This window comes from Pantoea sp. SM3640 (assembly GCF_015654165.1).
GTDB lineage: Bacteria > Pseudomonadota > Gammaproteobacteria > Enterobacterales > Enterobacteriaceae > Pantoea > Pantoea vagans.
The window spans coordinates 1,529,926-1,543,113 of sequence record NZ_CP064872.1 but is presented as its reverse complement, the minus strand read 5'-3'; the positions used below and the strand labels follow the sequence as shown (position 1 = coordinate 1,543,113).

The window sequence follows — 13,188 nt, the reverse complement described above, 5'->3', positions numbered from 1 at the left end:
CAGTCGCGTTTTTCTTTTCTGACAAGGAGGCAAGATGCCCCGTTTCCAGCCCATCAGCCAGCTTACCGGCCGAATTTTACTTTTTCCTCTGGCGTTAGTGCTGTTCGAGTTTGCTACCTATATCGCTCACGACATGATCCAGCCCGGCATGCTGATCGTCACCAGCGAGTTCTCCGTTGGCCCGGAATGGGTTTCTACGTCGCTGACCGCTTACCTGATTGGTGGCGTGGTGCTGCAATGGCTGCTGGGTCCACTCTCTGATAAGTTTGGCCGGCGACCGGTGATGCTCTCCGGCATCCTGTTTTTTGCCGTCGCCTGCATACTAACCAACTGGGTCAGTTCGATTGAAGAGTTTGTTGGCCTGCGTTTTATTCAGGGTATCAGCCTCTGCTTTATTGGTGCGGTTGGCTATGCCGCCATTCAGGAAGCCTTTGATGAGGCGCTGGCGGTGCGCATGATGGCGCTGATGGCCAACGTGGCGCTGCTGGCTCCGCTGGCAGGTCCGCTTGCCGGTGCAGCCTGGCTCACTGTGGGTAGCTGGCGCAGTATGTTCTGGCTGTTTGCCGCCTGCAGCCTCGTTGCGTTTGTGGTGCTGTGGCGTGTGATGCCCGAAACCGCAGGCGACCGCAGCCACTCCATCGCCCTGCCGAATCTGGCGCGCAACTATGCCCGACTGATGAAAGACCGGCTGGTGATGTTCGGGTCTTTTGCTATCGGACTGGTGTTTATCCCGATCCTCACCTGGGTTGCCCTGTCACCGGTGATCCTGATGCATGACGAAGGTCTGTCTCGCATGCAGTATGCCCTGCTGCAGCTGCCGGTGTTTCTGGCGATGATTGCCGGTAACCTGACGCTGAGTAAGCTGGCCGGACGGGTGCCGATTGAACAGCCGGTGAAGTTCGCCGCCTGGCCGATTCTGATTGGTCTGAGTCTGGCGCTGGTGGCAAGCTTGCTGAACAGCCACGGTTACCTGCTCATCACGGCTGGCCTGAGCCTCTACGCCTTTGGCGCAGGGATGGTGAATGCCGGACTCTATCGCCTGACGCTCTACGCCAGCGATGAAGGCAAAGGCAGCGTGGCGGCCATGCTGGGGATGATCAGTATTCTGACGCTGGCGGTGGGGATTGAGCTGGCGAAAAGTGGCTACTTCAGCGGCGGCACGTTGTGGTTCTGTCTGATTAACTTTATCAGCGGCGTGCTGTGGTTTGGTCTCGTGACCCTGTTTATGCGCGAGCGCAAACGTCGCAGCAGGCTGGAGGCGTTATAACAGAGCTGCGTAATCGTCTGCGCTGAGCATGCCACGGATGGCGGTTTGCGTCTTTGCGCAGGGGGTATGCTTCCTGAGCCAGCTCTTTTATTCACTCATTAAAGGCTGCGAAAGCGGCCTTTTTGGTACGTCGGGTTTGGTTAGCGATAAGTTCGAAAATGCTTAGGGAACACGGTCAGATCGGAAAGGCGCTTAAGCCATCCCTGGCCGCTCGGCCCGCGCCATCCGTGGCGCGGGACGCTTTCCTCCTCTGCCCGTGTTCCCTGCGCTTTAAGTTTATGCGCCGCTTTCAGATTCAGCCAGATCCAGCGATTAAATGATAATAAAAAGGCCGCTTTCGCGGCCTTTCTGCTATTTGCGCGGATAAAGCTCTTTGCGCGAATAGGGTTCGATGTCACCCTCTTTGCGGGTCTTCAGCAGCTTGAGGATCCACGTGTACTGCTCGGGATGCGGGCGGACAAATATTTCCACCTCTTCATTCATCCGGCGAGCCAGCTGGTGATCGTCGGCCTCCAGCAGATCGTCCATCGGCGGACGCACATAAATCTCAAGCTTATGCGTTTCACTGTTATAAACCGGGAACAGCGGCACCACGCGGGCACGACACACCTTCATCAGCCGACCTACCGCAGGCAATGTCGCCTTATAGGTAGCGAAGAAATCGACAAATTCGCTGTGCTCGGCACCGTGATCCTGATCGGGCAGATAGTAGCCCCAGTAACCCTGACGTACTGAACTGATAAACGGCTTAATCCCATCGTTGCGGGCATGCATCCGGCCGCCATAGCGACGACGGGCCGTGTTCCAGGCGTAGTCCAGCAGCGGGTCGCTCTGATTGTGGAACATGGCCGCCATCTTCTGGCCTTCTGACGCCAGCAGCATGGCGGGAATATCCACCGCCCAGCCGTGTGGCACCAGGAAAATCACATTCTGCTGCTCAGCTTTCATCTGGTCGATGATTTCACGACCATGCCACTCAACGCGCTGCCGGATGCGAGCAGGATCGCGCAGCACCAGCTCGGTCATCATTGTCATCGCCTGCGGCGCTGTCGCAAACATCTCATCGACCAGCGTGGCACGCTGCTCTTCACTGAGTTCCGGCAGGCAATAATAGAGATTAATCAGCGCGCGGCGACGTGCGCCCTTTGCCAGCTTACCGGCAAACCGGCCTAACCGGCCCAGCAGCGGATCGCGCACTTTCGGCGGTAAATACGCCAGACCCGCCAGCGCACCTATTGCCAGCCAGCTGCCCCAGTACTTAGGTTTGAGAAAAGAACGTTCAAAAACGGGAATAAATTCAATGTTATTTTTTTTACGGGTTTCCATGCACTCGCCTCAAGCAATGACCGGCTTATGATAGTGACGACCTGAAAATTTGCAATCATCCTGCGCCAGATAGCAAAAAACCGACGGAGAAGCCGTCGGTTTTTGCGCGATTTGACGAAATTCGCTTACTTCAGACCCAGCTGAGGTAGCCAGGATTTAACCTGTGCCATGTAGTCGCTGCGATCTTTGCCGGTCAGACCTTCCATGCGCGGCAGCTTCGCCGTTAATGGGTTAACCGCCTGGTTATTGATCCAGATTTCGAAATGCAGATGCGGTCCGGTGGAGCGCCCGGTGTTGCCGGACAGTCCAATACGGTCGCCACGTTTCACTTTCTGACCTGGCTTCACCAGCACTTTCTTCATGTGCATATAGCGTGTCATATACTGACGGCCATGACGGATAGCGACGTAGTTACCGGCGGCACCGCCGTTTTTCGCTACCACGATCTCACCATCACCCACTGCGAGCACCGGCGTACCGATTGGCAGCGCAAAGTCGACGCCTTTGTGCGGCGCAATGCGGCCCGTTACCGGGTTAAGACGACGCGGATTAAAGTTGGAAGAGACACGATACTGCTTAACCGTCGGGAAGCGCATAAAGCCGCGTGCCAGACCGGAGCCGCTGCGATCGTAGAACTTGCCATCTTCCGCGCGGAATGCGTAATAATCTTTACCGCCGCTGCGCAGGCGCACGCCCAGCAACTGACTCTGCGCACTCTTGCCATCCAGCATTTCACGTGACATCAGCACGCTGAACTGGTCGCCAGCACGCAGCTTACGGAAGTCCATCTGCCACTGCATCGCTTTAATCACGGCGCTGGCTTCAGCCCCGCTCAACCCCGCCCGCATGGCGCTGGCGGCGAAACTGCCGCGCACTTCGCCCTGCATCACGCTGTTGCGCCATTCGCCCTTCTGCATCTCCGCATCCATCTTAAAGCCACCGGCTGGGGTGCGCTCATAAGTACGGGTTTCACGACGGGAAATTTCCCAGCTCAGAGTTTTCAGGCCACCATCATCATCCAGCGTCCAGCTCAGCTGCTGACCGACCTGCAGATTACGCAGATCGCGATCGCTTACCACCAGCGCATTGATGTCACCGATGTCGATGCCATACTGATTCAGGGCACTGCTCAGGGTATCGCCGGATGAAACGGTGTAGTCATGCACCCCTGCCGTTTCGGGCACGTCGGTGTCGACATCATCCGCAGGCAGCTCTTCGTCCGGTTCCGGTGTGCTCTGATCGATCGGCTCACTGGCTTCCGGCAACAGCGTGCGGAGCGTGTTCTTATCCAGTTCAATGTTTTTAACGATGGGGGTCACATCATCCGTCGGATGATAAACGTAAGGCCGCCAGACAGCGACGGCCAGAGTGACTACAGTTAACGATCCCAGCATTACGCGGTGGGGGCGCGGCAAATTATTAAATGCGAGGGCGACAGAGCGGGCTATCTGCTGCACTTTTACCTATTCCTCATGCTCCATTCAGGCAGCTTTCATACTGGCTCGACAGTTGTGAGAGGAATTTCACATAGCTGTCTTTGGCTAAGCTGATGTCCGTGCCCAGGGGATCAAGCGTGCCTTTACGCACCTGTGTTCCGCGGGAGACAGCATCGATGACTGCTGGTCTGAATTGTGGCTCAGCAAAGACGCATACCGCCTTTTGCTCAACCAACTGTGTTCGTATCTGGTGTAAACGCTGAGCGCCCGGTTGAATTTCAGGATTGACGGTAAAATGCCCGGCGGGCGAGAGACCGTAGTGCTTTTCAAAGTACGTGTAAGCGTCGTGAAAAACGAAATATCCTTTATTTCTGACCGGAGCAAGTTGTGCGCTGACGCGTTTGTCCGTGTCCGCCAAAGCTACCTCAAACTGCTGGAGGTTGGCGTCAAGTTTGGCCTTATCTTGCGGCATAAGTTCCAATAATTTTCCATGGATTGCAACCGCGGTTTTGCGCGCAATCTCTGGCGACAACCACAGGTGCATATTAAACTCGCCGTGATGGTGATGATGCGCTTCAGCATCCTGATCTTCGGATTTTTCCGCTGCGTGTTCATCTTCATCTTCACCACCGCTAATCAATAACGGTTTTACCCCGTCGATGTTCACCATCGCGAGGTTTTTTTGAGCCGGAAGTTCAGCCGCAGACTTCGCCATAAAGGCTTCCATTTCTGGCCCGACCCAGACAACTAAGTCCGCGTTTTTTAAGCGTTTTGCATCAGATGGCCGCAGGGCGTAATCATGTTCGGACGCGCCGTCCGGCAGCAGCACCTCAACCGGTGTAACGCCATCGGCAATAGTAGCAGCAATAAAACCTACCGGTTTGAGTGAAGCCACAACATTCGCCTGGGCAGGAAGGGTTAACAAAGCTGAAACAGATAAAGCAGTCAGGGCGAAAATTGTGCCCTTTTTATTATGTAACATATTGCGTCATTCCATCGTGACCATGAGGTGGAATGTGATATTATAACATTCGAAATTCTGTGCAACCTGTAAATACTATGACCTCACTTGTCACACTCGATAACGTTTCGATAAAGTTTAACCAGCGCAATGTGTTATCAGGCGTCAGCCTGGCATTGCAGCCTGGTCGCATTCTCACCCTGCTGGGTCCCAACGGTGCCGGAAAATCAACGCTGGTGCGTGTGGTGCTCGGCCTGCTCGCCCCTACAACCGGTTCGGTTCAGCGTGATCCTGTTCTGCGTATCGGCTACGTGCCGCAGAAGCTGCACATCGATCCCACCCTGCCGGTCACGGTTGAGCGCTTTATGCGTCTGACCCGTGGCAGCAAACACGCGGAGATTATGCCAGCACTGAAACGTGTGCAGGCGGGCCATCTGCTCAACTCCCCGCTGCAAAAGCTCTCCGGCGGTGAAACTCAACGTGTGTTGCTGGCACGCGCCCTGCTGAATCAGCCTCAGTTGCTGGTGCTGGATGAACCAACGCAGGGAGTGGATGTGAACGGTCAGGTTGCGCTGTATGACCTGATCAATCAGTTACGCGTGGAACTGAACTGCGGCGTGCTGATGGTTTCCCACGATCTGCATCTGGTGATGGCGAAAACCGACGAAGTGTTGTGCCTCAATCACCATATCTGCTGTTCCGGCACGCCGGAAGCCGTCTCGCAGCATCCCGAATTTATCGCGATGTTTGGCCCGCGTGGCGCGCAGGAGCTGGCGATCTACCGTCATCATCATAATCACCGTCACGACCTTCAGGGACGTATCGTTTTACGCAAAGGACAGGGTTCATCATGATTGAGTTGTTATTACCGGGCTGGATAGGCGGTGTGATGTTAGCGCTGGCTGCCGGTCCGCTGGGTTCGTTCGTCGTCTGGCGTAAGATGTCCTATTTCGGCGATACCCTGGCGCACGCGTCTCTGCTCGGCGTAGCCTTTGGCCTGCTGCTGAACGTGAACCCCTACTACGCGGTGATTCTGGTGACGGTCTGCCTGGCGCTGGGGCTGGTCTGGCTGGAGCGACGTCCGCATCTGGCTATCGATACCCTGCTGGGCATTATGGCGCACAGCGCGCTGTCGCTGGGCCTGGTCGTCGTCAGCCTGATGAAGAACGTGCGCGTTGATTTAATGGCGTATCTGTTTGGCGACCTGCTGGCCGTAACGCCTGATGACCTCTGGATGATGGGTGGCGGCGTGATAATTGTGCTGCTGGTGATGGCGTGGCAGTGGCGTTCGCTGCTGTCGATGACCATCAGCCCGGAACTGGCGCAGGTGGATGGCGTCAATATCCAGCGAACCCGGCTGATTCTGATGCTGGTTACGGCGCTGACGATTGGCGTGGCGATGAAGTTTGTGGGTGCGCTGATTATCACTTCATTGCTGATTATTCCGGCTGCCACCGCTCGCCGTTTTGTGCGTTCGCCGGAAGGCATGGCGGCCGTCGCGGTGGTCATCGGCGTGATTGCCGTCACCGGCGGTCTCACCTTCTCTGCGTTCTACGACACGCCTGCCGGTCCGTCCGTGGTGCTCTGCGCCGCCATCCTGTTTATCTTCAGCATGGTGCGCAAACCGGCCATGTAGTCACTCTTCGCGCGTAATGCCGAAGTGACGATAAGCATGCTGCGTGGCCAGACGGCCACGCGGTGTGCGCTGAATAAAACCCTGCTGAATCAGGAAGGGTTCAATCACATCTTCGATGGTCTCACGCTCTTCACCAATCGCAGCAGCCAGGTTATCCAGCCCCACCGGCCCACCCATAAACTTGTCGATAATCGCCAGCAGCAGTTTACGGTCCATATAATCGAACCCTTCACTGTCGACGTTAAGCATATCCAGCGCGCTGCAGGAGACTTCTCCGCTCATATCACCATTAGCCCGCACCTCTGCGAAGTCACGCACGCGGCGCAGCAGGCGGTTGGCGATACGCGGGGTGCCGCGTGCGCGACGAGCAATCTCTAACGCCCCTTCGTCACTCAGCGCCAGGCCCAGACAGGCGGCACTGCGTCCTACGATGTGCTGCAGATCTTTAACCTGATAGAACTCCAGACGCTGCACAATGCCAAAGCGATCGCGCAACGGCGAGGTCAGCGAGCCTGCACGGGTGGTGGCACCAATCAGGGTAAACGGCGGCAGATCGAGCTTAATCGAACGCGCCGCCGGGCCTTCACCGATCATGATATCCAGCTGATAGTCTTCCATTGCCGGATAGAGCACCTCTTCCACCACCGGTGACAGGCGATGGATCTCATCGATAAACAGCACGTCATGGGGTTCAAGGTTAGTCAGCATCGCAGCCAGATCGCCTGCCTTCTCCAGCACCGGACCCGAGGTGGTACGCAGGTTCACGCCCATCTCGTTGGCCACGATGTTCGCCAGCGTGGTTTTCCCCAGACCTGGCGGACCGAAGATCAGCAGATGATCCAGCGCATCGCCACGCAGCTGTGCGGCCTTGATGAAAATCTCCATCTGCTCACGCACCTGCGGCTGACCGACATACTCGGTAAGCATCTTCGGGCGAATGGCGCGGTCGATTATCTCTTCTTCGTTTATGCTGGCAGCGGAGACCAGGCGGTCGGCTTCTATCATGACTTACCTCAAATGGCGGCGCGGAGCGCTTCGCGGATCAGGGTTTCGCAATCCGCATCCGGTCGGCCGACTTTACTGATCATACGGCTCGCTTCCTGCGGTTTATAACCCAGTGATACCAGCGCTGCAACCGCTTCGGATTCCGCATCGTTGGTTTCCGGCTCGGCGCTCGGTGTGGTAAGCGTAAAGGCCGAATCGCCGCCAAACAGGTCGCCATGCATCCCTTTAAAGCGGTCCTTCATCTCAACAACCAGACGCTCAGCCGTCTTTTTACCCACGCCAGGCAGTTTCACCAGTGACGCGATCTCTTCTTTCTCAACAGCGGTCACAAACTGCTGCGCCGACATGCCGGAGAGGATCGCCAGTGCCAGCTTGGGGCCGACGCCATTCACTTTAATCAGTTCGCGAAACAGCGCGCGCTCCTGCTTGCTGTTAAAACCAAACAGCAGCTGAGCGTCTTCACGCACGACAAAGTGGGTAAAAATCACCGCTTCGTGCTGAAGTTCAGGCAATTCATAAAAACAGGTCATGGGCATGTAAATTTCATAGCCGACGCCGTGTGCCTCAAGCAGCACCAGTGGCGGCTGCTTTTCCAGAATGTTGCCCCGTAAACGACCTATCACCTGAATGCTTCCTTAACTAACGAATGTGGCGGATTTTATAACATAAAAAAGGCTGGATGAATATCCAGCCTGAGCGTCTGTTCTGTGCGATGCCCTAACCTGAGCGCAACCGTCCGCGCGTCAGCACCAGCTTGCTGTCACTCATGCGCGCGGCGTTCTGCGCCACGTGACAGTGAGTAATGGCTATCGCCAGCGCATCGGCGGCGTCCGCCTGCGGGTTTGCCGGCAGTTTCAGCAGAGTTCGCACCATATGCTGCACCTGACTTTTCTCGGCGCTGCCGATGCCCACCACCGTCTGTTTCACCTGACGGGCGGCATACTCAAACACCGGCAGATCGTGGTTTACCGCAGCAACGATCGCAGCACCCCGCGCCTGGCCGAGCTTCAGCGCGGAGTCAGCATTCTTCGCCATAAACACCTGCTCGATAGCGAAGAAATCAGGTGAAAACTGCGTGATGATTTCGCACACGCCCGCATAAATCAGCTTCAGGCGGGCGGGCAATTCAGTGGTATTGGTGCGGATACAGCCGCTGCCCAGATAGGTGAGCTGGCGGCCGGTCTGACGAATAACACCATAACCGGTGATGCGTGAGCCGGGATCGATACCCAGGATAATCGACATTACGCCTCTCCGGTTAACGCTGTGACGGTAAACGCCATTACAGCGTTTCCGCCACCTCGTCGGAGATCTCACCGTTGTGATAGACCTCCTGCACATCATCGCAATCTTCCAGCATGTCGATCAGACGCAGCAGTTTTGGTGCGGTTTCCGCATCCATTTCCGCTTTGGTGGTCGGGATCATTGCCACTTCTGCGGTATCCGCTTTCAGGCCAGCGGCTTCCAGTGCATCACGCACGGTGCCCATCTCTTCCCATGCAGTAAAGACATCAATCGCGCCGTCATCATAGGTGACGATGTCTTCGCCGCCCGCTTCCAGTGCGGCTTCCATCACTGCGTCTTCATCCTGACCTGGCGCGAAGGAGATGACGCCTTTTTTGTTGAACAGATAAGCCACGGAGCCGTCGGTGCCAAGGTTGCCGCCGGTCTTGGTGAAGGCGTGACGCACTTCGCCCACGGTACGGTTACGGTTATCACTCAGGCATTCAATCATGATGGCTGAGCCGCCTGGACCGTAACCTTCATAGATGATGGTTTCCATGTTGGCGTTGTCATCGCCGCCCACACCGCGCGCGATAGCGCGATCCATGGTGTCACGGGTCATGTTGTTCGCCAGCGCTTTATCCATCGCTGCACGCAGACGCGGGTTAGAACCCGGATCGCCGCCGCCCAGCTTGGCCGCTGTCACCAGTTCACGAATGATTTTGGTGAAGATTTTGCCGCGCTTGGCATCCTGCGCCGCCTTACGGTGTTTGGTGTTTGCCCACTTACTGTGTCCTGCCATGTTAACTTTTCTCCGATCTTTTACAGGGTGCAGGCTCTCCTGGCTGCGAGCTTATTTACCGTCGGTGCTCAGCCAGGCGAGTCACAACCGGACTGCCCTGAGAGGCGAGCGTTGCGTATCGTCCTCACGTAGCGGTGTACGCAGGCGACGTCGCGCTGACGGTGAACAAGTTCGTGGCGAGGATGACGCCTGACTGTTCAATAGGTTGGTGTAGTCCTGTTAAAACTCACCAGATTCATAAAATTTAATCTATCCGCCGCCGGAATACCGGGCGATGGCGAGCATTCAGATAAATTCTTCAATTGCCTGGCGGTTACTCCATGATCGGGTTAATGCTGCAGCGTCAGCGGGTGTCAGCCAGCGAAACGCCAGATGCTCGGTCAGCGTGATATCGCGCTCTTCCGGCAGTTGCAGGCGAAACCAGTGTTCGTGATTATGGGTGACATCCGGTGCATAGCGATGGCGAAAATGGGGAAAGATTTCAAAGTCAATCTGACGCTGACAATCCTCTATTTCCAGCCGCTCAGCCAGCACGTCAATGCCGACCTCTTCATTCACCTCACGACACGCGGTTGCCAGCGGTGACTCTCCCGCTTCCAGGCTGCCGGTCACCGACTGCCAGAATGCGGGATCGTCACGCCGCTGCAGCATCAGCACCCGGCCAGTATCGCGCGCCGAAATGACGACCAGCACTGAAACCGGGTGTTTATAGCCCATTATTTATTCTCAAGCTTTTCTTTTTTAACCACCTGAATACCGAGCTCCAGCAGAGAAGCCGGGTTCGCTTCGCTTGGCGCTTCGGTCATCATGCAGGCTGCCGCCGTGGTTTTCGGAAACGCGATAACGTCACGAATGTTGTCGGTGCCGGTCAGCAGCATGGTCAGGCGATCCAGACCAAAGGCCAGGCCCGCATGCGGTGGTGTACCGAACTTCAGCGCATCCAGCAGGAAGCCAAACTTCTCGCGCTGCTCGTGCTCTTCAATACCCAGAATGCTGAACACGGTCTGCTGCATTTTGCCGTTGTGGATACGCACTGAACCGCCACCCACTTCATAACCGTTGATCACCATGTCGTAGGCGTTCGCCACGGCACGGGTTGGATCCGCAGCCAGCTCGTCTGCGCTCATCTCTTTCGGCGCAGTGAACGGATGGTGCATGGCGGCCAGACCGCCTTCCTCGTCCTCTTCGAACATCGGGAAGTCGATCACCCACAGCGGGGCCCAGGCTTTCTCATCGGTGATGTTCAGCTCGCGGCCCACTTTCAGGCGCAGTGCACCCAGAGCATCAGCGACCACTTTGGCGCGGTCGGCACCAAAGAAGATGATATCGCCATCCTGCGCGCCGGTGCGGCTCAGAATGCCTTCAACGATTTCTGCATTCAGGAACTTGGCAACCGGGCTCTGCACGCCTTCCAGACCGTCGGCACGGACGTTAACCTTCATCCACGCCAGCCCTTTCGCGCCGTAAATCTCCACGAACTTGCCATATTCATCAATCTGCTTACGGCTCAGCTGCGCACCGGTCGGCACGCGCAGCGCGGCAACCCGGCCTTTTTCATCGTTAGCCGGGCCAGAGAAGACCTGGAACTCCACGCTTTTCAGCAGGTCGCCAACGTCCACCAGCTCCATCGGGTTACGCAGATCCGGCTTATCGGAACCGTAACGATGCATCGCTTCCGCGAAGGTCATCTGCGGGAACTCGCCGAGGTCCACGCCCTGCACGTCCTGCCACAGATTGCGGATTAGACGCTCCATGATGTCTCGCACCTGTGGCGCGGTCATAAAGGAGGTTTCGACGTCGATCTGGGTAAATTCTGGCTGGCGATCGGCACGTAAATCTTCATCGCGGAAGCATTTTACGATCTGATAGTAGCGGTCAAAGCCGGACATCATCAGCAGCTGTTTGAACAGCTGTGGTGACTGCGGCAGCGCATAGAATTTGCCTTTGTGAACCCGGCTTGGCACCAGATAGTCGCGCGCGCCTTCTGGCGTCGCCTTGGTCAGCATCGGGGTTTCGATATCCAGGAAACCTTCGTCATCCATAAAGCGACGGACAAAGCTGGTGATTTTTGCGCGGGTTTTCAGACGCGTTACCATCTCAGGGCGACGCAGATCCAGATAGCGGTATTTCAGGCGCGCTTCTTCGCTGTTGGTCTGATTCGAGTCCAGCGGCAGGGGCTCAGAGCGGTTGATGATGGTCAGCGCCTGGGCAAACACTTCGACCTCGCCGGTCGCCATGTCGCTGTTTTTGTTCTTTTCATCGCGTGCGCGCACGGTACCGGTGATCTGGATGCAGAATTCGTTACGCAGTTCAGAAGCCAGCTTAAATGCGTCCTGACGATCGGGATCAAAAAACACCTGCACGATGCCTTCACGGTCGCGCATGTCGATAAAAATCAAACTGCCCAGATCGCGACGGCGGTTTACCCAGCCGCAAAGCGTGACTTGCTGACCCACATGAGACAGATTGAGCTGTCCGCAATATTCTGTACGCATAACACTATCCTTTTAACTTCGCCGCTGCAGCTGACAGCATCCGGCCGCGTTACCTGATGCGATGCTGTCGCAAAAATGGCGGCCATTATAATGGAAAAAGCCAGACAGGATAAGCAGATCAGCGCCAAAGCGCCGATTTCCTGTGTGCATTTGCCCCTCAGCCCGACCATAGCGGATAATGCAATCTCTTAACCTGCAGCCAGGAGCGCGCGTGACACTTCGTATTGGCCTGCCCCAGTGGCAGCATTCACACTGGAAACGCTGGGGTATCGAAAGCCTGGCGGACTATGCCCGCTACTTCCACTGCGTAGAGGGAAATACCACCCTCTACGCGCTGCCGAATGCGGAAACGGTGATGCGCTGGCGCGACATGACCCACGATGCATTTCGCTTCTGCTTTAAATTTCCCAATACCATCAGCCATCAGGCGGCGTTGCAGCACAGCGACGACCTGCTGACCGATTTTCTACGCCTGATGGAACCGCTGGCCGACCGCATCGGTCAGTACTGGCTGCAGCTGCCCGCCAGCTTCTCCCCGGCACAGCTCAACGACCTGTGGCGTTTTCTGGACAGTCTGCCGCGCCGCTTTCACTACGGCGTCGAAGTGCGTCATCCGGCTTTCTTCGCCAAGGGCGAGGCGGAACGGTCACTCAATCGGGGCCTGCTTGAGCGCGGCATCAATCGTGTAATGCTCGACAGCCGTCCGGTTCACGCCTCCACCTCGCAAAGCCCGGCAGCGCTGGTCGCGCGTTCGCAGAAGCCGAAAGTGCCGCCGCATGCCCTGCGAACCGGCTCCCAGCCGATGGTGCGCTTTATCGGCAGCGACAGCGTGGACGAGAGCGTGCCGCTGTTTCAGATCTGGCGTCCCAAGCTCGTGGAATGGCAGCAACAGGGCGACGCCATGCTGTTTCTGCACACCCCCGATATGGGCCAGGTTTTTCCGCTGGTGCAGGCACTGTGGCCGCAGTTGCAGGAGATCGATCCGGCTATTGGCAATGGACCGGACTGGCCGCAACAGACGTCACTGTTTTGATTG

The 13,188-nt window shown here is 56.7% G+C and carries 13 protein-coding genes; 4 read left to right on the top strand and 9 right to left on the bottom strand.

All coding sequences use genetic code 11. The features are described from left to right. Positions 1-34: 34 nt before the first annotated feature. Positions 35-1,267 (top strand): MFS transporter, encoded by a 1,233-nt coding sequence (locus IV493_RS07015; RefSeq protein ID WP_107319823.1) that lies wholly within the window; start codon positions 35-37, stop codon positions 1,265-1,267. 351 nt (positions 1,268-1,618) lie between these two features. Here the strand turns inward: IV493_RS07015 and lpxM are convergent, their stop codons facing one another. From lpxM to znuA, 3 genes are all read right to left on the bottom strand, one after another. Further along, on the bottom strand, positions 1,619-2,593 hold the full coding sequence (gene lpxM, locus IV493_RS07010; RefSeq protein WP_095707042.1) for a lauroyl-Kdo(2)-lipid IV(A) myristoyltransferase: 975 nt from the start codon (positions 2,591-2,593) through the stop codon (positions 1,619-1,621). 125 nt (positions 2,594-2,718) lie between these two features. Next, positions 2,719-4,050 (bottom strand): murein DD-endopeptidase MepM, encoded by a 1,332-nt coding sequence (mepM, locus tag IV493_RS07005; protein WP_033732920.1) that lies wholly within the window; start codon positions 4,048-4,050, stop codon positions 2,719-2,721. A 13-nt stretch (positions 4,051-4,063) separates the two neighbouring features. Beyond that, positions 4,064-5,011: a zinc ABC transporter substrate-binding protein ZnuA gene (znuA, locus tag IV493_RS07000; protein ID WP_195857971.1), complete on the bottom strand. Its 948-nt coding sequence runs from the start codon at positions 5,009-5,011 to the stop codon at positions 4,064-4,066. Between the two features lie 77 nt (positions 5,012-5,088). Between znuA and znuC the strand changes: the two genes are divergently transcribed. Further along, positions 5,089-5,844 carry a zinc ABC transporter ATP-binding protein ZnuC gene (znuC, locus tag IV493_RS06995; RefSeq protein WP_095707040.1) on the top strand — a complete coding sequence of 252 codons (756 nt, stop codon included), beginning with the start codon at positions 5,089-5,091 and terminating at the stop codon, positions 5,842-5,844. Continuing rightward, positions 5,841-6,626 carry a zinc ABC transporter permease subunit ZnuB gene (znuB, locus tag IV493_RS06990; protein ID WP_013358169.1) on the top strand — a complete coding sequence of 262 codons (786 nt, stop codon included), beginning with the start codon at positions 5,841-5,843 and terminating at the stop codon, positions 6,624-6,626. The genes znuC and znuB overlap by 4 nt, the downstream gene beginning before the upstream one ends. Here znuB and ruvB read toward each other — a convergent pair whose 3' ends face one another. From ruvB to aspS, 6 genes are all read right to left on the bottom strand, one after another. Continuing rightward, positions 6,627-7,631, bottom strand: coding sequence for a Holliday junction branch migration DNA helicase RuvB (gene ruvB, locus IV493_RS06985; RefSeq protein WP_013358170.1), 1,005 nt, complete (start codon positions 7,629-7,631; stop codon positions 6,627-6,629). Positions 7,632-7,639: 8 nt separating this feature from the next. Beyond that, positions 7,640-8,254 (bottom strand): Holliday junction branch migration protein RuvA, encoded by a 615-nt coding sequence (ruvA, locus tag IV493_RS06980; protein WP_003849207.1) that lies wholly within the window; start codon positions 8,252-8,254, stop codon positions 7,640-7,642. Positions 8,255-8,348: 94 nt separating this feature from the next. Beyond that, the gene (gene ruvC, locus IV493_RS06975; protein ID WP_003849205.1) at positions 8,349-8,876 is read right to left on the bottom strand and encodes a crossover junction endodeoxyribonuclease RuvC; all 528 of its coding nucleotides are present in this window, start codon (positions 8,874-8,876) and stop codon (positions 8,349-8,351) included. Positions 8,877-8,913: 37 nt separating this feature from the next. Then, complete coding sequence (locus tag IV493_RS06970) at positions 8,914-9,657, bottom strand: YebC/PmpR family DNA-binding transcriptional regulator (protein ID WP_033732924.1); 744 nt, start codon at positions 9,655-9,657, stop codon at positions 8,914-8,916. A 285-nt stretch (positions 9,658-9,942) separates the two neighbouring features. Then, positions 9,943-10,374: a dihydroneopterin triphosphate diphosphatase gene (nudB, locus tag IV493_RS06965; RefSeq protein WP_013358175.1), complete on the bottom strand. Its 432-nt coding sequence runs from the start codon at positions 10,372-10,374 to the stop codon at positions 9,943-9,945. Next, the gene (aspS, locus tag IV493_RS06960; RefSeq protein ID WP_013358176.1) at positions 10,374-12,152 is read right to left on the bottom strand and encodes an aspartate--tRNA ligase; all 1,779 of its coding nucleotides are present in this window, start codon (positions 12,150-12,152) and stop codon (positions 10,374-10,376) included. Before aspS ends, nudB begins: the two co-directional genes overlap by 1 nt. Positions 12,153-12,363: 211 nt before the next feature. On the opposite strand from aspS, the gene IV493_RS06955 reads away from it, so the two are divergent. Continuing rightward, positions 12,364-13,185 (top strand): DUF72 domain-containing protein, encoded by an 822-nt coding sequence (locus IV493_RS06955; protein WP_013358178.1) that lies wholly within the window; start codon positions 12,364-12,366, stop codon positions 13,183-13,185. The last annotated feature ends 3 nt before the right edge of the window (positions 13,186-13,188 follow it).